This window comes from Alteromonas sp. MB-3u-76 (genome assembly GCF_002831605.1).
Classification (GTDB): Bacteria; Pseudomonadota; Gammaproteobacteria; order Enterobacterales; family Alteromonadaceae; genus Alteromonas; species Alteromonas hispanica.
Genome location: NZ_CP025115.1, coordinates 2,014,336 through 2,033,879 on the forward strand (window position 1 = coordinate 2,014,336; position 19,544 = coordinate 2,033,879).

Below are 19,544 nucleotides of genomic sequence, written 5' to 3' on the forward strand. Positions count from 1 at the left end.
GAGTCTTTATGTTTAATAAATTAATTGATTGGGCTGTTACTAATCGTTTGTTAGTGGTGATTGCTCTGACAACGTTAATAGTCAGCGCGGTTTTTGTTATTCCAAAACTGAATTTGGATGCATTTCCAGATGTCACCAACGTGCAAGTATCTGTCAATACAGAAGCACCGGGGTTAGCTGCCGAAGAAGTAGAGCAGTTAATTACTTATCCAATAGAAGCGGTGATGTATGCCTTACCGGATGTGATGGAAGTGCGCTCTATTTCCAAAACAGGTCTTTCAGGTGTGACCGTTGTGTTTAGCGAGGACACAGATATCTATTTTGCACGTCAATTGGTATTCGAGCGTCTGCAAGCGGCTAAAGAGTTAATTCCCGAGGGCGTCGGTACGCCAGAAATGGGACCCAACACATCAGGATTGGGGCAAGTGTATCAGTATCTATTGTTGGCTGAGCCCGATTCAGGCCTAGACGCTATGGCGTTGCGTAGTTTAAATGATTGGGTGGTGAAATTGCTGCTGCTTCCTGCCGATGGCGTAACGGATGTGCTCTCTTTTGGTGGGGAAGTACGCCAATACCAAGTTAACCTCAATCCATCTCAATTACTTGGATATGGCTTGACTCAAGATATAGTGATGGAAGCACTTGAGCGGAATAATACCAATGTGGGGGGGTGGTATATGAACCGAGGGCAGGAGCAACTTGTGATAAGAGGCACTGGCTGGTTAGATCATGGCGAGGAAGGGTTAGAGCAATTACGTCAGGTACCTTTAAAAACCGTAGACGGAACAACGATTACTGTATCCGATGTGGCGAACGTTGAGTTAGGTAGCGAAATTCGTCAGGGTGCTGCCACCATGACCAGAAAAGACGCCGACGGTAACATTCAAAACTTAGGTGAAGTCGTCTCAGGCATTGTACTTAAGCGCATGGGAGCTAACACGAAAGCCACAATTGATGGCGTCAATGCTCGTATTCAGCGAATTAACCAAGCATTGCCTGATGGCGTGAGTTTTGAAGTATTCTACGATCAAGCTGACTTAATTACTCAAGCCGTGGATACGGTTGTAAATGCGCTAATGTTAGCGTTCGTATTTATTATTGTTATTCTAGCTTTATTTTTGATGAATCTACGAGCCACGTTTTTAGTCCTGATTTCGATCCCTATTTCTATTGGTATTGCCTTAATGGTCATGTCGTGGTTTGGACTTTCTGCCAACCTTATGTCGCTTGGGGGCATTGCAGTGGCAATCGGCATGCTAGTAGATGGCTCAGTGGTAATGGTTGAAAACATGTTTAAACACTTGACTCACACTGATGCTGAGCATGATCACAAGAGACAATTGGGTGAACATGTTGAAGATGATGATCCATTAGACTCGTCCCATGATACGCACGGTATCGCTTTGCGATTACAAGAAGCGGGCAAGGAGGTAGCCCGGCCTATCTTCTTCGCAACAGCCATAATCCTTGTGGTATTCATGCCTTTGTTTAGCTTTGAAGGCGTTGAAGCAAAATTATTTCAACCAATGGCTATTAGTATTATGTTGGCCATGCTTTCGGCGGTATTAGTTGCACTGATTATTGTACCGGCATTGGCGACGTATCTATTTAAAAAAGGCGTGAAACCACGAGAAAGCGTTGTGTTGAAACCTTTAGACGCGGGGTATCGCAAAGGGCTATCGTGGGCAATTTTGCATAAAAAAGTAGTGATTGGAATTGCTGCAATTATGGTAGTCGCTGCTGGTGTAGTGCTTCCTCGGCTTGGCACAGAGTTTGTACCAGAACTGGAAGAGGGCACCATTAACTTGCGTGTTACTTTAGCGCCTTCATCTAGTTTAGATACTGCCCTAGAGGTCTCCCCTAAGCTTGAGAATATATTAATGGGGTTTCCAGAAGTCACCTATACATTGTCGCGTATCGGTCGCGCCGAAATAGGAGGCGATCCTGAGCCTGTAAACAATATCGAAATTTATATCGGGTTAAAGCCAGTGCCTGAATGGACAAGTGCAAGTAACCGCTATGAACTGCAAGCGTTAATGGAAGAAAAAATGGAGCAACATCCGGGTTTGCTCTTCAATTTTTCTCAACCTATCGCGACAAGAGTGGACGAGTTGTTATCGGGTGTAAGAGCTCAACTTGCCATTAAATTATTTGGACCTGATCTTGACATCTTGGCTGAAAAAGGCCAAGCCATTGAAGCTTTAGTAAAAGAAGTTGAAGGTGCAAGAGATGTTGCTATGGAGCAAATTGCCGGTGAATCTCAACTGATTGTGACACCGAATCGCCGCGCTCTGTCGCGCTATGGGTTGGCCGTGGGTGATGTAATGGAGCTCGTAAGCGAAGGTTTAGGTGGAGCCAGCGCTGGCCAAATCATCAATGGTAATGAGCGCTATGATATTTATGTCAGGCTTGCTGAACAATTTCGAAATAACAGTCAAACGATAGCCGACTTGCGCTTACAAACTCCGTCAGGTGCATGGGTTCGTTTAGGAGATGTTGCAGAAGTGACGATTGCTTCTGGTCCACCGCAAGTCAGACGTGATGACGTACAGAGGCGAGTTGTTATCCAGGCAAATGTTCAAGGTCGAGACATGGGTAGCGTGGTGGCAGATATTCGTCAATCTATTGATGAGCAGCTAGCACTGCCTACTGGCTATTCAGTGGATATTGGCGGGCAATTTGAGAATCAGCAACGAGCGCAGAAGCGACTATCATTGGTTGTGCCACTTTCTTTGGGGTTAATAGCTTTATTATTGTACTTTGCTTTTGCTTCATTTGGTCAGGCAATGTTGATACTTGTAAATGTACCATTGGCTGTTATCGGGGGGGTATTTTCACTTTGGTTATCAGGTCAATATCTTTCTGTGCCGAGCTCCGTAGGTTTTATTACCCTATTCGGCGTAGCGGTGTTAAACGGAGTCGTGATGGTAGAAAGCATCAATCAGCGTGTTGCAGACGGGTTATCGGTATCTGACGCCGTATTTGATGGTGCTACATCAAGACTGCGCCCTGTATTGATGACAGCGATTACATCTGCGCTAGGCCTTATTCCAATGTTACTGTCTAATGGCGTTGGTGCTGAAATCCAAAAGCCTTTAGCGAGTGTAATCGTTGGTGGCTTGGTAACCGCTACATTTTTAACTCTATTTGTATTACCTGTGCTATTCGCCTGGTTTTCAAAAGGGAAGTTAAAAGATATGGCAAGAGCATAATCTTAATTTGAGCTGGCCTGTTGCATGCGATAAGCATCGATAGGCTAGCATCAAACCTTATAGGAGTAGATATGAAAAACTATCAAAGGCTACCAAAAAATATTACATCTCTTTTTTACATTGTCTATATCCGCTGGAGTAGGTTTCACAGCGCTATCTGCTATTGCGGCGTTATACGGGCTGGTGATGATTTCGTTTATTAAACAGCAGTTGGAGGAAACAGATGATTAGATCGAATCGATTGTAGAAGGTGCAATCACTAGATTTCGCCCTGTGTTGATGACAGCGCTCGTTGCGAACTTGGGTTTTATTCACATGGAGTTAAATGTGGGTACGGGTACTGAAGTTCAAACGCCTCTGGCGACAGTGGCCATCGGTAGATCAACCTTACTAACCCCTTTTGTGATGCCAGTGCTGTATCGAATGAATGGCTCATGCTAAAAAAATGAAATAGTCAGGAAACCTCGGGGCGTCAAGACGCGAGGCTCTTTTGCAATCAATGACTTAATCTCTTCAAAGGACAGTAAATTATGAAAAAATCATATACATTGAAAAGATGGGCACTCCTAATAGTCCTGACGATGTCTGTCGTGGCTTGCAGCAGCTCACTTAGAGAAACAGAAATAGTAAACTTACCTAATGACCCAGTTACTATTCTTAGTGTGAATGTTAACCAAAGTGGAGATAGCTGGAACGTATGGGGTGAGCTACAGTCAATCACCCACAGTACAATGCGAAATGTTCGCATACGGATATCAGTCATTTCAGATGATGGAAAGGTAATTCAGCAAAAGTATGCAGAATACAGAAGGAGAATAAGCACCGATAGACATCGTAGAATAAGACCAACGAACAAAGCTATTTTCAACGTTACATTTGAATCAATACCCGAAAATGCGAGGGTGATTGCTGAACATGTGACCAGCCAATAATAGTTACAGTACTAATCTGTCTGAGCAGTTACAAGCAGTGTAGTACATTCGCTGCAATAACATTGATAGGTTTATGTATTTTTACTGTTTGTATTGTTTCTAAACAAAAAGGTAAATTAAGCTTGATTTATACAAACAAGCGCCAATGTATACTGAGGGTCGGCAACGATTCTGACGAAATCCTCCAAAAAGTGGCTCAACCATCTGTTTTACTGTACTAAAATACCTATTCCAGTTTGTGCAGACGATACGTTACCTGCCGTAATCCCACACCCAGTAACCAAAAGCTGCGGCACATAAAAGCCATATGACAATAACGACTGCGGCCGCAACTTGACTAGTTGGTTTGGATGCTGCTTTGGCTGCTTTCGAGCGACTCACCTCTATCACACTTGATGGCGTCAGTTTGATGACAAGGATGATGCCCAACGGCAGCAGGATGATATCGTCAAGATATCCCAGGATCGGTATGAAATCCGGAATGAGATCGATTGGGCTTAAGGCGTATGCTGCAATTGCGAGCGCAAGCAGGCGAACGAGGATCGGGGTATTCGGGTCTCGCGCCACAAAATAGACAGTCAGTGCATCATGTTTGATGCGTTTTGCCGCAGCCCGCAGTCGGCCGGTGAGCACCGTAGACATTTATCTTCTCCTTGCGCGATTGGCATTGCCCACAAAACTAAAGGATGGTCGGGCCGACGCCGACATAGCGGGCTATTTAGCCCCGTGTGTTTGCAGTTGTTTCAACTGCCCCTGGAGGACAGCTTGCTCTTGAAGCAGGTGGCGATTTTCATCGTCGAGGAGCTGATTTCGATCGTCAACCGCCGCCATCCGCTCTCCGAGGTCGGAGATCCGCTGCTGGCAGGCCGCGAGATGTTTTTCAGAATCCGTTAGGGCCGCACCAAGCTTCTCCCGGTGTTCGGCGTCGCTATCTCGCTCCAGCTGGAGGCGGTCGACTGTCGCTTCCAGCGTTTCTGTTCGCGTTGCCCATTGTGTTATGACGGCCTGGCTCGCGTGCAACTTTTCTTTCAAGTTTTCAGCGTGATCCTGACTGGCCTCATAGGACCCGCGGGGGCATTTGAACGAGAACCTACGGTTTTGAACCCAGTGACCACGTCGAAACCGTAGGTTTCCGGCGAATCATCCCTTCTCCTCATCTTCAATAAAGTATGTACCGTTGGGTAACACATGCTTATAGGGCAACAACGAGATATGAGATAAGGTCTCGTCGTCGATTTCCTCCCCTTGCTGCCGAAGCTGCTCCACAATGTCGCTTATCTTGATGGTGTTCCAGTACAGAATGGCATTGGACACAAAGCTGAGACTACTGGCCTTGTTCATGATTTCTTCATAGTCGCCTGTGGTGAATTCACCCTGATCCGCAAAGAATATCCAGCGCGGCAGTTTATGTCGGTATTCCCCTTTATTCAGTTGCCGTTGGACGGTTTGACGGAGTTCTTTGTCAGTCAGGTACCGCAGAATGTATTCGGTCTTGATAATCCGCCCCAAGTTCGTAAAGGCTTTGGTGAGGCGATCCGAAGGTGAACTATTGGTTAATCGTTGGACGATGACGTGTGCTGGCGCAGTTTTCTGCTTCAGTGAAATCGCCACTCGCATCATATATTCCCACTGTTCCTCAATGATGGCCAGATCGGCTGTTTTGGTGAGTAAATGGTTGAGGTCGCCGTAATCGACGGTTTTGTCAATACGGTAAAGCTGCTGATCTTTGAGATCCCGAATGCGTGGCATAAAGTAGAATCCGAGCAAATGACAGAGTGCGAAGACGATTTCGGTATAGCCATGTGTATCGGTGGTGTGCTCCCGGATTTTCAGAATCGTGTTGTTCTCCAGCAGGCCGTCCAAAACATACAGCGCTTCACGCGGGCTACAGGAAATAATCTTGGTGCTGAACACTGAATATTGATCGGAAACGTGGGTGTAGATCCCGATGGCTTTTTCATAATAACCGTAGTAGCGGGGATAGTAAGAAGCCAACAGGCTGTCGGCGCGGATTTTAAAGCGTTGCGCATCCGATGAGGACAATGTACCGGTTCCGTGCACCGCACTCAACGGCAGCTCATGGTGTTGATACACAATTTCAGCACTGGCGTTGATCAGGGTTTCCTCTCGAATATAGTATTGCAGGATATGCCGGAGCATATCGACGGTCACACCTTTAACGCTATTGCTCATGGATACGACACCCAGGTTGGTGGCCTGCGAAATAATGGCGGCCATCAGGCTTTTGTAAAAGGCTTTGGGGCGCGATTGATGGTGCTGGATAGGGACAAAATGACGGCTGTAATGTGTCATTTGATCTACTTCCATCAGAAGCTGTTCGATACGTATGCTGGGCATATGTGCATCGATCACTTTTTGCAGTTGGTTGACTTTATCCGGGACCTCGAGCTTGTCATCACGTTTGAGTTTCAATCGGCCGTTTTGAATTTCCGCGAAGTTGTCCAGGCCGAACAGCTTTTTCGCTTCAGAGACTGATTCGTGGAACTGCGTTGAAATGGCGGCTCGAACTTCGTGCGGTGGAGGCTGTTGAAGTTCGGTATAGACAGCCTGTCTGGTTTCATCCCAACTGGGTTCATTTAAGGTGAGATCCCAGAACGAAACATGCTGCTTACTCTGCGGCAAGTACAAATCGCCGGAACGCAAGGCGTCTTTCATAGCGAGAGCCAATCCCATTTCCCAAACGTTGCGATTGATGTTATCGGCTTGATCTTTAAGGCTGCGGCGTAGTTCGCGGGGAATGAATGCTGTCGGTGTGTTCTCGGGTAGCTTTTTCAGGTCGCCATCATCCAATTTCCGGACGAACTCAATAGCTTTTATCAGCGGCCCGGAACCTTTAGCCACTTCAAATGGTAACCGGATAAAGTCGGCAAAATATTTTCGCAAACTGGGATAACGGGCCAGCAACAAATCGCAGTAGCCGCGTTCCTCCAGGCGTTTAAAAATGTGCAGGTCGTCAATGGATGCCAGCAGATGTTTCTCGTCAATGCGTTGCCACAAGTCCTTCTTGTACAATGGCTGTTCATCCGGCCATTCCAGCAAAACATGCGTGGTTTCAAGCACAGCATCGATGGCTTTCTTTTGGCGCTTGCGAAACTCCTTGTGTTTTTTGTCGTGGCTGTTTTTGGTTTGCCGGCATAGCTCTGTCATGTACTGATCATGCATTTTGACCAGATGATCCAACAGGATCTTGCGGGATTCCAACAGGAAGCAAACCATCAATGCATAGCGCTTATGGTCCTTGAAGCGCTTCATGTCCTTAGCGCTGTAACGCTTGGTCAGTCGGTACAGGTAGTTAAGAAAAGCGGTATCAATGACCTTTTCTTCGAACTCATTAATGCCGGTGGACACCAGATTGTCATAGCGTTCCAAATAGCGTTTCAGTGATGATATTTTCGCACCCGGCGGGTACTCTTTGAGTTGGTTGAAGTAGGTTCGTTGATTGCCGTCGGTGGCTTGCAACAAATCGTCAATGGCATCGCGTAATTCCGGCGACATCTGATCAAACACTTGCTCAAAAAGCTGAGCGTGTACCTGGTTACATATGCGGATGATCTGTCTTTCGATCGTCGTGGGGCCAGGTAAAACAATACGTTTCAACAGAAGGTGGCGTTCTGCCCGGTGAAAAAGTTCATCCGGAAGCAGTCCCTGTTGGGCATGTTCTTCAATCCAGCGGTCCAGATCTGCTTCCACTTTGTCGTCAAACCGATGAAAGCCCAGGTACTTGAGGATATTGTTCCGGTGTTCCAACACCGTGGCTTCTCTTTCGGGCACTTCCACCGTTAGCGTAGGAGGAAGATCGAGTTGACTACTCAGATAGCTGATCACTCGTGGCGAAAGATCATGAAGCTGGTTTAGAAACCGGCCATAGAGGCGCATGGCACACAGTTGGATGGCAAATCCCAGGCGATATTGCTTGCGATACTTGTTGACGACCTCGCAATCACGACGGCTTAGCGTCCAATCGCGAACCATTTCCTCATCGGAGAATCGTTGCGGCAATATTAACGGTTGGTACCGCTGCTGATTGGTTAAGAACTGCTCTTTGGCTGTCATAGGACCTCACTTGGCTCCGGTCACGCCAACTACGCTATAGCGCTGTTTTTATTGATGGATGCGGTATTTAAAGGTGCATCACCGCCTTTAAAGGCAATCGCTCTTGCCCAAGGGTTATTCGGTTTAAAAATGTGTAGAGATTATAACATATATGTGCTAAGATCTACGCATGTCCTGGATACTGCTGATACTTTCACTCCCCACTGAAAACGCCACCGTGCGCATGCGGGCATGGCGCGCCATCAAAGCCCTGGGGGCCGTTTCGCTGCGTGATGGCGTCTATCTACTGCCAGCCATCTCTGATCATGCCGAAAAGCTAGAGGCAATTGCCCAGGATGTCCGTGATAATGGCGGGACCGCCCATGTACTGCACGCTAATGATCCTGAAACCGAAGCGTTCCCCGCGCTATTCGATCGCTCGGAAGACTATGAGTCGCTGGACTCGGCGATGGCGGACCTGCGGGCAAAGCTCTTGCCGGAAACCGCCATGGAGGTAATGAAGGAAACACGCAAACTGCGCAAAAGCTTCACGCGACTGTCAGCCATCGATTTTTTCCCCGGTGCCGCGCGGGATCGAATCGATACGGCTCTGAAACAGCTGGAAAGCGATGCCAACCGGGTCTTGTCTCCCGATGAGCCGCAGCCCGAACCTCGCACAATCCGCCGTCTTGATCGAGCCGATTATCAAGGCAGGCTCTGGGCGACGCGGCGTCGGCCGTGGGTGGACCGTTTGGCCAGTGCCTGGCTGATTGGCCGCTTCATCGATCCATCCGCACGCTTTTTATGGCTGGCCTCGCCGGACGACTGCCCGGATGAGGCGCTGGGGTTCGATTTCGATGGGGCGACCTTTACTCACGTGGAAGAAAAAGTCACTTTCGAAACGCTGCTGGCGAGCTTCGACCTGGATTCACCCGCGCTACTCCGGCTTGGAAAACTCGTGCACTACCTCGATGTGGGGGGACATCAGCCGCCGGAGGCCGCCGGGGTCGAGTGTGTATTGATAGGGCTGCGCGAAACCCATAGCGATGATGATCAATTATTACAAGCTGCCAATCAGGTTTTCGACAGCCTGTTGGTCACTTACGTTAAGGAACAATAACCATGCACGAACCGTCAACTTCATCTGCACCGCCAAGCAGCGGGTCCAATCAAATCACCAGGGATGCGACCGCTGGTAACCTCAATGCTTTCGGCCATTACATCACCTTCGGGGAGGCCGTGCGTGTCTGGTTGCGGGTCGCCATCCTGAGCTTTGGCGGTCCCGCCGGCCAGATCGCGGTGATGCACCGTATTCTGGTGGATGAAAAGCAATGGGTCAGTGAGAGCCGCTTCCTGCACGCGCTGAATTACTGCATGGTGCTGCCCGGACCTGAAGCCCAGCAACTGGCCACCTATATCGGCTGGCTGCTGCATGGCATCAAGGGTGGACTGGTTGCGGGCGCCCTGTTCGTGCTGCCGGGCTTTCTCAGCATTCTGGTGCTCAGTCTGCTCTACGCTGGATATCAGGAAGCGTCACTGGTGCAGGCCCTGTTTTTCGGTATCAAGGCGGCCGTGCTGGCGATCGTGATCCAGGCGGTGATCCGCATCGGCAAGCGCGTCCTCAAGAACGCCTACATGTACGCATTGGCGGTCGCCGCTTTCGTGGCGATCTTCTTCTTTGCCGTGCCTTTCCCGATCGTAATCGTTACCGCCGGATTGATCGGTCTGCTGGGTCGGCATGTCGATCCGGAACGCTTTGTGGTCATCAAGGGGCACGATACCCCCGAGGACGCCGGGCGTGCGATTGATGCCATGATGGAGGGCGGCGCGGCAAGCCATACCCGGGCGTCACGGGGGCGGGCACTCAAGGTGCTCGCCGTCTGGCTGCCGCTGTGGTTTGCGCCACTTGTCGCCCTGCTTGTGACCTTGGGCTATGAGGATGTGTTCACCCAGATTGGGCTTTTCTTCAGCAAACTGGCGGTTGTCACCTTCGGTGGCGCCTATTCGGTGCTGGCCTACATGGCCCAGGAGGCGGTACAAAACTATGGATGGCTGGCACCGGGGGAAATGCTGGATGGTCTGGGTATGGCGGAAACTACACCCGGCCCGCTGATCCAAGTGGTGCAATTCGTGGGCTTTATGGGGGCCTTCCGGGCTCCGGGAACGCTCGACCCCTTCACAGCAGGCATCTTGGCATCGGTTTTAGCCACCTGGGTCACCTTCGTTCCCTGCTTTTTGTGGATCTTCCTGGGCGCGCCGTATGTGGAAACACTGCGCGGCAACCAGGCGGTGAGCGCGGCGCTGTCGGCGGTCACGGCGGCCGTGGTGGGCGTGATGCTGAATCTCGCCATCTGGTTCGCGGTGCACGTCGCCTTTAACGAGGTTGAAACTGTACGGGCCTATGGTATGCTACTGCTGATACCCGCCTGGGGCAGCATCCACATTGTCAGCGTCGCGCTGGCCGCGGGCGCCTTTATCGCTATGTTGCGCTTTAAGGTGGGCATGTTGCCGATGATTTTAGTCAGCGCACTGCTGGGTATTGTGTACCATCTGTTATTTGCAGGCGCCCCGGCGGCGTAACCCCCCAATACAGCCAAAAATGTTTCACAGCAACAAAAAAAGAGGAATAGCCATGACAATGTCTCCGCTTCGAGCATTCATTCTAATGTGCGCTTTATTCATTCAAGCATCCATAACAATGGCCGACGATTCCGGCCGCCTCGATGATAAGGCCATTGGCCAGGCGGCTGGCACCCAGGCAACGGCCAAACCTGATGGCGTGGTGCGTATCGGCTGGAAGCGCGACGACGTGCCCGTCACCGTTGACGGTATGAAGTTCCCGCCGCCGGCGGGCCTCGGGAGTTGGGCCGCGTTCAAGGCCTTGCCGGAGGGTGGTGTTATGGTGATGGGGGATACGGTGGTGTTTGAGGATGAAATCACCCCGGCCATGGACGCCGCCTTTGCCCACGGCCTGGACATCACCGCGCTGCACAACCATTTCGTGTTCGACCGTCCGCCGGTTTACTTTATGCACATCGGCGGCCATGGACGAAACGCCGAGTCACTCGCCGAAGGCGTTAAGGCCATGTGGGATGCCATTAAACAAGTGCGTAAAAAGCATCCCGTACCGCAAGAACGATTTCCGGGTGATGTGCCCGATATCACCGGCAAATACAACACCAAGACGTTGGAAAAGATTCTGGATGCCGAGGGCAGCCTTAACGGGCAGGTGCTGAAATTCACGTTCGGGCGCAGCGCCAGAATGCACGGTGTGGAATTTGGCGCATCCATGGGCCTGTCCACCTGGGCCGCCTTCTCCGGGAATGAGAAGCAGGCGGTCGTCGATGGGGATTTTGCCATGACCGCGGACGAGATCCAGCCGGTGATGCGGGCGCTGCGTCAGGCGGGCATCCACATCGTGGCGCTGCACAACCATATGACCGGTGAAACGCCTTCCTACTATTTCCTGCATTATTGGGGCAAGGGCCAGCCCGAGGATCTGGCGAAAGCGATACGGGCAGCGCTGGAGACGCAAAGATGAATTGAGAGTGGGATTCGTGATTTGTCGGGTTATACGGGGTCGATCAGCGTGACCAACTTTTCCATCAATATCAGCGAGGCATTATTCGAAAGTTGCTGGCCTTCTTCGATGTACTCCCAGACCGTTGCATCGCTTTTCCAGCCGCCTTGTTTCTTGATCAGCTCGAAGTCTACCCGTTCTCGAGCCGCCGAAGTGGAAAGGCCGCGGCGAAAACTGTGACTGCTCAACTCGGGCACGAAGTCGAACTGACAGGCCTTGCCCAGGGTTTTGAGCAAGTCATTAATTGCCCCTGGGTTCAGAGGCCTGGGCGTCACCTGATCCCAGCGGTTAGCCGGCCTAAAGAGCGGGCCGCTATCAATCTCAGCGCTATCCATCCAGGCCTTGATTGCTGTAGCCGGACAACAACCTGGCGTACCGAAAGGTAAGGCGCGGGCCAGCCCTGCCGCCTGTTGATCCGTTTTGGAGCGCGGCAACCGGATGATCAGGCCTTCCGGCTCCCAATTCAGATCACTGATTTGAATGGCCACCAGTTCGCTGCGACGAAAAGCGCCGAAAAAGCCGGTCAACACCAGGGCGATATCCCTATGCTTCTTTTTGCTATCCGGCAAACACCGCAGGTAATCCACCATTTGTGCGATGTGTTCCAGGCGTAGGGCCTTGGCCTTGCGTTTGGGTTGGCCATGAGTGCGACGAATGCCTTCCATGGTTTTCCGCACCAGGGGATCGCGCACCGGATCAGTGACGCCTTGGTAATGGTGCCACTGGCTAATGGCGGTGAGGTGGAGATCTAACGTCCGGGCGTTGAGCGATTCGGCCCTGGCGAGCAGATAGCGCACCACCGTATCTCGGTCAGTCGGCAACCGGCCACCCCATTTCTCAAATTGGCGAATGGCGGATCGGTAGGCCTTGCGGGTGTTATCGGAGGTGGCCGCCTGGAGGTAGTGCCGCAGTGACTCGGATTCCCGATGAGCAATCTGGTTCGATTCCTCATTACGTAATGCTAAGTCGGTGGCCATTTTGGGTGGTTTGGTGTTCATGAATTGTATTCCTATCGGTGTGACCAGAAAGGCGGCTATGTACCGGCGTTACAAGCAGAAGATTTTCAGCTTAATACCATAACCAACGATAACATTTATTATCGAAGGTTAACAATTGAAACTCAAGAAACTTTGATAAGCATAAATATAATGTTATATTACGTGTTACATAATACGTTACTAAATAGTTTGAGAGGAAATCTCCCTATGGCACGCGCCGGAGTCACTTACCACGATGTCGCCAAAGCCGCCGAAGCCATCAAAACCCAAGGCCAGGAGCCTACGGTGGATCGAGTGCGGGAACATATGGGCACCGGCAGCAAAAGCACCATCGCGCCGCTGCTCAAGCGTTGGCGATCAGACAACGGAGAGGTAGCCGATATCGGTGGACTCCCGAATGACCTGGTGGAGGTAGTGAAATCACTCCACGAGCGGGTACAGCAGATGGCCGACCACCGTATTGAGGAGACCCGTTAGGAATTTGAGGCGTCAAATAAAGAACTCCGCAAAGAATTGGCCGATTCCAAAAACACCATCGCGCAACTTACTGCCCGACAACAGGATCTTGAGAGCCAGATTGAACGGCAGAACAAAGAAAAAAGCGCGTTAGACAAGTCTCTGGAAGATGTGCGTATCAGCGTGGTCAAAGCCGAGGCCCAACGAGACGAAGCCATTGTGCGAACCGCTGAATTAAAGGAAAGTATTGCGGAACTTAAGCAGGAAAATAAGGACATCCGCGATCATTTTGAACATTATCAGCAGCGCACTGCCGAAGACCGTCAGCAAGAACGCGAACAGTTCCGGATCGATACCCAGGGGTTGAAAGACCAGATGCAGGAACTGCAACACCGGTTCGACCAGGCTGAGTCAAGAGTGTCCGAGTTATTTGATGCCAATGCGCAGTTACAAAGCAATGCAGATAAACTTGAACAGACCAATGCGACGCTAAACAGGGATTTGAACGGAAAGGTAGATGAGACCCAGAACCTGAAGCGCGACCTTGAAGACGCCATGACGAAGAACCAGGAATACCAGCATAAAAATGAGCAATTGGCAGAAAAAATAGCAGCTCTCACTGCTCAGAAAGCAGATGTCGATAAGGAATTGGCCGTGTTATCCCAAGCTTTGAAGGCCACCAAAACCGAGGTGAAAACCATCCAGGATAAAGTGACGTATCTGACCGATGAGAACAAGGTAATTCTTCAGGAAAAGGCGATGATCCTAGGACAATTCAAACAACTCCAGGGTTCGCTATGAAAAAGGCTGTCACAGCATTGAATATTCAGTAATGTTCCAAAGATGACCAAGTTTTAAGGGCAAATGCCGGGTTAGCGGCTATCTGACGGAAACCTACGGTTTCGAGGGTGCCACAGGATTCAAAACCGTAGGTTTTCGTTCAAATGCCCCCGCTGGTCCTACTGCCGCTCTAAATGCCTTCTTCTCATTATTGATCTTTTCAATGCAAGCAATAATCTCTTGTTTGTTTTTGGTTGCTACTACGAAGCCAGGGTGTTTTTGTACGAACCTGCGTGATTTTTGTGGCGTTTCATCGAATACGTACATGTCCTTGTAAGCATCAATAATTTTCAAAATCGCTTCTTGGCCAGTAAACATATCAACATTAATGCTTGAGTAGCCGTGCTCAATAAGTTCCTCTTCTTGTTCTTTAAGTACAGGCTCAATGGCGTAGTAATATGTTGAAGCCGGGCAGGCGCTATCGAGGAGCAGTTCTTCTAGCTCTTTCAGAAACGCTTCAATATTACTCATGTGGAATTGTAGAAACATTTATTAACCATAGTGCTGTTTACTTATACAGCAATTTTAAGCCTATTTACCCACCAGCTCAAATCTATTCCGGTTTATGGGGTAGTGGCAGTGTGTTATAGAGTTTGCTGAATTGTAGTATTAAGTAATAGGTAAATTAGGAACATGGATGTACTCAAGCTTTTAGAGCTAGACCCAGTAGATGTGAAAGGCCACTTAGCCGTATGGAACGGAATTGAAAACCCATTAGAAACATTTTTCGACGGGCGAATTGAGCAATGGCAGCAAGCTCAAACTAAGCGCAATTTTGGTTTTAAATATATCGTTTCGCTTACCGGGGGGCAGTAACTATTTGTCGGTGTTTATCTATCAAAAGGCATTTCGTCGTCGAGCAGTGACGGAAATTGTCATTACAATGACACTAAGCTTACTACCATAGGCGAAAGCCTTATTGGACGGCTGGTAGTTCACTTTAAATGTACAGGACGTAATTCTCATCTACGAGAATTGCGCACACATAAACAAAAGCTTTTCTTACTATCAGATGGCGAGTCTACAGCACAATTAGGCAAGGCATTTGAGAAGGTACTTCAAAGTTCTTGCTTGAAAGAGTCTCTTAGAGGGCTACGAGTGCTTTATTCTCTGCGGCATACTTTTATTACTTTGCAGCTACTCAACGGAAAAAGTATGGTCGTGATTGCGCGTCAGCGTGGAACTAGTGCAACAATAATTGAGCAGCATTATAGTCAAATGTTTGCTGACGCTTTATCTGGAGTTACTTTTGATAAAGAAGAGTCCAAAGCATTGTCTAAGAAAACATTGAACAGACGAGCAAAGACCGCAGAGCGCGACGAAAATCGCTTTAAAGAATGGGCTGAGGAGTTGAGAAAGCGTGGGTGTATTTAGTGCAAAATATAGTGAGATAATATTATTAATAAGTTCCGCCTAACGATGAAGTGAAAAAAAATTGAGATAAAAACCGATTGATGGTCGGTGCTCTCTATGTATAATACCTATCGTTAATCGGTTTTTTAAAAGGGTGCGGCGAATTTGAATCTTGGTGAACTTGAAAAGCTAGTTCTACATTATTTATGGAAGCACAAAGATGTTGATGTGAAACAAATTTATTCACATTTCACAAATGTGAGGGGGGGAAGTTTAAATACCTACCAGAGTACACTTGATCGCCTTTTCAAAAAGGGACTCTTAGCTAGAAAAAAAGAAGGGCACGCCTATATATACAACACAAAAGTCGAGAGATACGAGTTGATTGGACAGCTTATAAAGTCGGTTGCGAGTGACTTTATTGCTGGCGACGATAGCAGCCTTATCGCAGCTTTTTCTTCCATCTCAAGTGAATTTAGTGTCGATCAATTAACTAAACTTGAGCAACTTATTGAAGAGCAAAAAAAGCTAAAGTCAGTGAACAAGGATTAAGTAAAAATAATGACAATATTCTTCAACCTACTAGCAATTTTTACTATTGCATTCGCACTAGCTAATTTGGTTGTGTCTATTGCCGTTTCTTTACTAGGGCAAAAGTTAACGTCTGTTCAGTTAAAACCAAGGAAAGCTCTGCTTTGGTTTTGTGTTTCAATACCATGGATAATGAGCGTTTTAGTCTGTCTTTACTTACTTGATATATATGTTTACTCAAGCGTATTTGAAACTAAACAATATGCTCATTGGCATCACATATCAGACTTCAACTGGTTTAGTTGGCATTCAGTTACAATAATATTTCTGCTCTCTTATATACTATTTGTGTTGACTTCAAAGACAAGACAGCTGTGGCTTCATAGACAGGAAGTGAGATTGCTAACTTGCCTCTCAAAAAACTTAAGCAGAGAGGTATATGAAGTTGAGATACCTAAGTTTGCAGCGTTTACTTCTGGAATACGGAGCAAGAAATGCTTCATAACTACAGGGCTTTTGAATGAGGTTACTCTCGAAGAACTTGATGTCATTTTAAAGCACGAAAGAGCGCATGTTGTAAATAATGATCCCTTGAAAAAGTGGCTTTTTAGTATTTTGGTCTCATTTTATTTTGCACCAGTAGCAAGATTACTAACTCTACAGATGGTGTTGGCTATGGAACAAGATGCAGACAATGCTGTATTAGAAGAAGGAATTGACCGGATATTCGTAGCAAGCACTTTAATTAAAGTTGCAAAGCTGAATGCGCAAGAGGACATACTTAAATCAAGCGCTTTAGTTGTAAATTTCGGAGCAGATGTCCTCGAGCAACGCATCTATTTCCTCTTGGGTAGGTTGCAGTTGTCACCTATCAATAAGACTGTAGCGTTCTCTTTTGCCATTGCATTATTTTTTCTATGTATGATTTCTTTAGACGGTGTTCATCATCTTATTGAAATGGTGTTTAACCATTAAAATTTATTCAAAAAACCGACCTGCGAACGGTTTTTATTTTCAAACTTAGTCGAAGGCTTTTAAAAAGCTTTCATAAGGATTTTATTTATGTTTTTTGGAAAAAAATTAAGCAAAAAACCGATCATTAATCGGTATTTTGTGCGTGGTATGCTTATAAGCATGTCCATCAGTGGGATGTCTGTTGGTGTTAATGCACAAGAAATACTCACATTGAATGATGCAATTAGTCTATCCCTGCAACAACATCCTGAATTACATGTATTCACACATAAATCAGAGGCTGCAAAAGCTCTTATTACTCAAGCTGAGGTTGGAACGCCTAAAGTAATTAATGCGCAACTCGAGGATTTCTTGGGCTCCGGTAACAACTCAGGGGTATCTGGATTGCAAGCAACATTGAGCATTTCATGGTTACTTGAAAATGACATTATCGAGTCTAGGGTCAATCTGGCTTCATCGAAAGCTGACACAACTACAATTGATCAAGAGGTTAGAGCCGTTGATATCGCAGCAAATACAGCACAATTGTACATAACCTTATTGGCTCAAAAAGAGAACTTAAAATTAGCAAAGATTGCAGAAGACCAAGCGAAAAATCTCTTGGACATTGTAGAAGGTCGTGTAAAAGCTGCAAAAGCTAACGCTATCGATGAACTCCGCGCTCGCGCTTCGCTATCTTTGTATGAGCTAGAAGTAGAAGATCTTATTCATGAGATTGCAGCAACAAAATCTGCATTAGCGGCGCAGTGGAAGGGCACTACAAACTTTTCAGTAACTGGAACGCTTACAAATATTCCTTCAATTTCTGAGTTAGATGAAGTTTTGAAAAGATTGAAGGAAAACCCGAAAATCCAACGCTACATATTACAGCAACAAGAAATTGAATCTGAAATTGATTTGGCAGTAGTAGAGGAGTCACCCGCTTGGGAAGTGTCGACAGGCATTAGACGAAACGAAGTAATTGACGACTTTGCATTTGTAGCTGGGATATCAATACCTATTGGAGGCGAAGGTCGTAATAAAGGATTAATCACGTCTTTGCGTGCGAAGCAAAGCCAAAGTGCTGCTGAATCTGATGCCTTACTTCAAAGTATTTCCACTGATGCTCTATTGTTGACTCACAAATTAAAGCACAGCCTCCATGTAATCCAAAAATTATCAAACAGTTCCATTCCGATGTTAGAGCAAGCAAGTGAGCAAGCTAGTCGAGCATACAACATCGGAGTTTACTCATATACGGACCTCTTTGCGGTCCAGAAAGAACTGTTAAATGCGCAGAAGAGCCTAATCGATGCCTATACCAACATTCAACTATTTAACATTGAATTAGAGAGATTAACGGGTACTTCGGTATCCAAGAATGAGAGAGCACTATGAAACTTCGCAAATTATTTACCTTAATAGCATTTGCCCATATTGGCATTAGCTTATCCGCAATCAGTAACCTAGCTGTTGCTGAGTCAGCTAAAGAAATTACTAAAGAAGAAGTAGAGAAAGGCCCTAATAATGGTCGAGTATTGAGACAGGGTGACCTTGCTATCGAGCTGGCGATTTATGAAACCGACACCCCTCCCGAATTTCGTGTATACGCTAGTTATGCAGGACAGCGAATATCAGCTGAAGACATTGAAGTGAACGTAAAACTCACGCGTTTGGGAGATGGCATCGATGACATAGATTTTTATGTTGAGGGCAATTATCTGCGCGGTGACATGGTTATCTATGAACCTCACTCTTTTTTAGTTTCACTTACCGCCAATTACCAAGGCAAAACATACGAATGGTCTTACGATAACTATGAAGGAAGGACAAAAATAGATGATTCACTAGCAAAGGCTATGGACATTAAAACCGATTTCGTATCGAGTAAAAAACTTAACGCGCGGTTGAAAGTATATGGCCAGTTAGTTTTACCCCCCAATGCAGTGAGAAATATATCTGCGCGTTATCCAGGCGAAATAACTTCTGTTGATGTCATTTTAGGTCAAGCAGTAAAGAAAGGGCAGACTCTTTTCACTATCCAATCAAGCGAAAGCTTGCAAAGTTATCAAGTTAAATCGCCGATTGATGGCCTAATTACATTTCAGGATATTGGGGTAGGCGAACAATCGGGAGACAAGAAACTAGTCGCTATTACTGATACCTCGCAGTTAATAGCAGAGCTGAACGTATATCCAGAAGACCAAAACAAGAAATTGTTAGATGCTCCCGTCGATATACAAGTTCCGGGTCACGATAAGACGATAAGCACTAAAATTTTTGACAGCCTTTATGCCGTTAACGGCTCGCAAGCAAAAGTCTATCGCGCCATTGTCAATAATAATGACGGCTTTTACTCACCAGGACAGTTTATAACTGCCCAAATTCTCTTTGACTCATTCACCGTTGAAAGAGCTGTGAAAGAGGAATCCCTTCAGGCTTTCAGAGATTTCACGGTGGTCTATGGAAAGTTTGGTGATCAATACGAAGTTCGGATGCTTGAGCTCGGCCGAAAAGCAGAGGGATGGGTTGAAGTACTAAACGGCATTCCCTCTGGAACAGAATATGTCACTCTCAACAGCTACATAATAAAGGCTGATATTGAGAAGTCGGGCGCGTCTCACGACCACTAAGG

Annotated in this window: 17 protein-coding genes and 1 pseudogene; 13 read left to right on the forward strand and 5 right to left on the reverse strand. The window is 47.4% G+C overall.

Annotated elements, in window-relative coordinates; genetic code table 11:
* Positions 1-8 precede the first annotated feature (8 nt).
* Entirely contained in the window at positions 9-3,212 is a 3,204-nt protein-coding gene (locus tag CW735_RS08925; RefSeq protein WP_100971765.1) for an efflux RND transporter permease subunit, read from the forward strand.
* Positions 3,213-3,332: 120 nt separating this feature from the next.
* A pseudogene (locus tag CW735_RS08930) lies at positions 3,333-3,653 on the forward strand (efflux RND transporter permease subunit); the annotation flags it as partial.
* Between the two features lie 743 nt (positions 3,654-4,396).
* On the opposite strand, the gene CW735_RS08940 reads toward CW735_RS08930, so the two are convergent.
* The 3 genes from CW735_RS08940 to CW735_RS08950 all read right to left on the reverse strand — a co-directional run bounded on the left by CW735_RS08940 (position 4,397) and on the right by CW735_RS08950 (position 8,218).
* Positions 4,397-4,786 (reverse strand): YkvA family protein, encoded by a 390-nt coding sequence (locus CW735_RS08940; protein WP_068434980.1) that lies wholly within the window; start codon positions 4,784-4,786, stop codon positions 4,397-4,399.
* 72 nt (positions 4,787-4,858) lie between these two features.
* Positions 4,859-5,176, reverse strand: a complete 318-nt coding sequence (locus tag CW735_RS08945; protein ID WP_157812668.1) for a hypothetical protein — start codon at positions 5,174-5,176, stop codon at positions 4,859-4,861.
* A 108-nt stretch (positions 5,177-5,284) separates the two neighbouring features.
* A complete protein-coding gene (locus CW735_RS08950) occupies positions 5,285-8,218 on the reverse strand; it encodes a Tn3 family transposase (RefSeq protein WP_020744760.1) in 2,934 nt (977 codons plus the stop codon).
* A 169-nt stretch (positions 8,219-8,387) separates the two neighbouring features.
* On the opposite strand from CW735_RS08950, the gene CW735_RS08955 reads away from it, so the two are divergent.
* The 3 genes from CW735_RS08955 (at position 8,388) to CW735_RS08965 (ending at position 11,738) form a co-directional block, all read left to right on the forward strand.
* Positions 8,388-9,317: a chromate resistance protein ChrB domain-containing protein gene (locus CW735_RS08955; protein ID WP_020744759.1), complete on the forward strand. Its 930-nt coding sequence runs from the start codon at positions 8,388-8,390 to the stop codon at positions 9,315-9,317.
* 2 nt (positions 9,318-9,319) lie between these two features.
* Positions 9,320-10,777: a chromate efflux transporter gene (chrA, locus tag CW735_RS08960; protein ID WP_020744758.1), complete on the forward strand. Its 1,458-nt coding sequence runs from the start codon at positions 9,320-9,322 to the stop codon at positions 10,775-10,777.
* A 118-nt stretch (positions 10,778-10,895) separates the two neighbouring features.
* Entirely contained in the window at positions 10,896-11,738 is an 843-nt protein-coding gene (locus CW735_RS08965; RefSeq protein WP_197044467.1) for a DUF1259 domain-containing protein, read from the forward strand.
* 29 nt (positions 11,739-11,767) lie between these two features.
* On the opposite strand, the gene CW735_RS08970 is transcribed toward CW735_RS08965, so the two are convergent.
* A complete protein-coding gene (locus CW735_RS08970; protein ID WP_020744756.1) occupies positions 11,768-12,775 on the reverse strand; it encodes a tyrosine-type recombinase/integrase in 1,008 nt (335 codons plus the stop codon).
* Positions 12,776-12,982: 207 nt separating this feature from the next.
* On the opposite strand from CW735_RS08970, the gene CW735_RS19915 reads away from it, so the two are divergent.
* On the forward strand, positions 12,983-13,252 hold the full coding sequence (locus CW735_RS19915) for a DNA-binding protein (protein WP_232368401.1): 270 nt from the start codon (positions 12,983-12,985) through the stop codon (positions 13,250-13,252).
* Between the two features lie 36 nt (positions 13,253-13,288).
* A complete protein-coding gene (locus tag CW735_RS08975; RefSeq protein WP_232368402.1) occupies positions 13,289-14,032 on the forward strand; it encodes a chromosome partitioning protein ParA in 744 nt (247 codons plus the stop codon).
* Between the two features lie 93 nt (positions 14,033-14,125).
* On the opposite strand, the gene CW735_RS08980 is transcribed toward CW735_RS08975, so the two are convergent.
* The gene (locus tag CW735_RS08980; protein ID WP_232368403.1) at positions 14,126-14,542 is read right to left on the reverse strand and encodes a DNA replication terminus site-binding protein; all 417 of its coding nucleotides are present in this window, start codon (positions 14,540-14,542) and stop codon (positions 14,126-14,128) included.
* A 162-nt stretch (positions 14,543-14,704) separates the two neighbouring features.
* Between CW735_RS08980 and CW735_RS08985 the strand changes: the two genes are divergently transcribed.
* From CW735_RS08985 to CW735_RS09010, 6 genes are all read left to right on the forward strand, one after another.
* Positions 14,705-14,887, forward strand: a complete 183-nt coding sequence (locus tag CW735_RS08985) for a hypothetical protein (RefSeq protein ID WP_100971769.1) — start codon at positions 14,705-14,707, stop codon at positions 14,885-14,887.
* Positions 14,888-15,046: 159 nt separating this feature from the next.
* Positions 15,047-15,445, forward strand: coding sequence for a hypothetical protein (locus tag CW735_RS08990; RefSeq protein WP_232368404.1), 399 nt, complete (start codon positions 15,047-15,049; stop codon positions 15,443-15,445).
* A 144-nt stretch (positions 15,446-15,589) separates the two neighbouring features.
* Entirely contained in the window at positions 15,590-15,976 is a 387-nt protein-coding gene (locus tag CW735_RS08995) for a BlaI/MecI/CopY family transcriptional regulator (protein ID WP_100971771.1), read from the forward strand.
* 9 nt (positions 15,977-15,985) lie between these two features.
* Entirely contained in the window at positions 15,986-16,930 is a 945-nt protein-coding gene (locus tag CW735_RS09000) for a M56 family metallopeptidase (protein WP_100971773.1), read from the forward strand.
* An 87-nt stretch (positions 16,931-17,017) separates the two neighbouring features.
* Positions 17,018-18,307, forward strand: coding sequence for a TolC family protein (locus tag CW735_RS09005; protein WP_100971775.1), 1,290 nt, complete (start codon positions 17,018-17,020; stop codon positions 18,305-18,307).
* On the forward strand, positions 18,304-19,542 hold the full coding sequence (locus tag CW735_RS09010; RefSeq protein WP_100971777.1) for an efflux RND transporter periplasmic adaptor subunit: 1,239 nt from the start codon (positions 18,304-18,306) through the stop codon (positions 19,540-19,542). The genes CW735_RS09005 and CW735_RS09010 overlap by 4 nt, the downstream gene beginning before the upstream one ends.
* Positions 19,543-19,544 lie beyond the last annotated feature (2 nt).

Coding starts and splice junctions, on each gene's coding strand:
- CW735_RS09010 (WP_100971777.1), top strand. CDS start 18,304: ATGAAACTTCGCAAATTATTTACCTTAATAGCATTTGCCCATATTGGC.
- CW735_RS09005 (WP_100971775.1), top strand. CDS start 17,018: ATGTTTTTTGGAAAAAAATTAAGCAAAAAACCGATCATTAATCGGTAT.
- CW735_RS08965 (WP_197044467.1), top strand. CDS start 10,896: ATGGCCGACGATTCCGGCCGCCTCGATGATAAGGCCATTGGCCAGGCG.
- CW735_RS08970 (WP_020744756.1), bottom strand. CDS start 12,775: ATGAACACCAAACCACCCAAAATGGCCACCGACTTAGCATTACGTAAT.
- CW735_RS19915 (WP_232368401.1), top strand. CDS start 12,983: ATGGCACGCGCCGGAGTCACTTACCACGATGTCGCCAAAGCCGCCGAA.
- CW735_RS08940 (WP_068434980.1), bottom strand. CDS start 4,786: ATGTCTACGGTGCTCACCGGCCGACTGCGGGCTGCGGCAAAACGCATC.
- CW735_RS08955 (WP_020744759.1), top strand. CDS start 8,388: ATGTCCTGGATACTGCTGATACTTTCACTCCCCACTGAAAACGCCACC.
- CW735_RS08980 (WP_232368403.1), bottom strand. CDS start 14,542: ATGAGTAATATTGAAGCGTTTCTGAAAGAGCTAGAAGAACTGCTCCTC.
- CW735_RS09000 (WP_100971773.1), top strand. CDS start 15,986: ATGACAATATTCTTCAACCTACTAGCAATTTTTACTATTGCATTCGCA.
- chrA (WP_020744758.1), top strand. CDS start 9,320: ATGCACGAACCGTCAACTTCATCTGCACCGCCAAGCAGCGGGTCCAAT.
- CW735_RS08950 (WP_020744760.1), bottom strand. CDS start 8,218: ATGACAGCCAAAGAGCAGTTCTTAACCAATCAGCAGCGGTACCAACCG.
- CW735_RS08985 (WP_100971769.1), top strand. CDS start 14,705: ATGGATGTACTCAAGCTTTTAGAGCTAGACCCAGTAGATGTGAAAGGC.
- CW735_RS08925 (WP_100971765.1), top strand. CDS start 9: ATGTTTAATAAATTAATTGATTGGGCTGTTACTAATCGTTTGTTAGTG.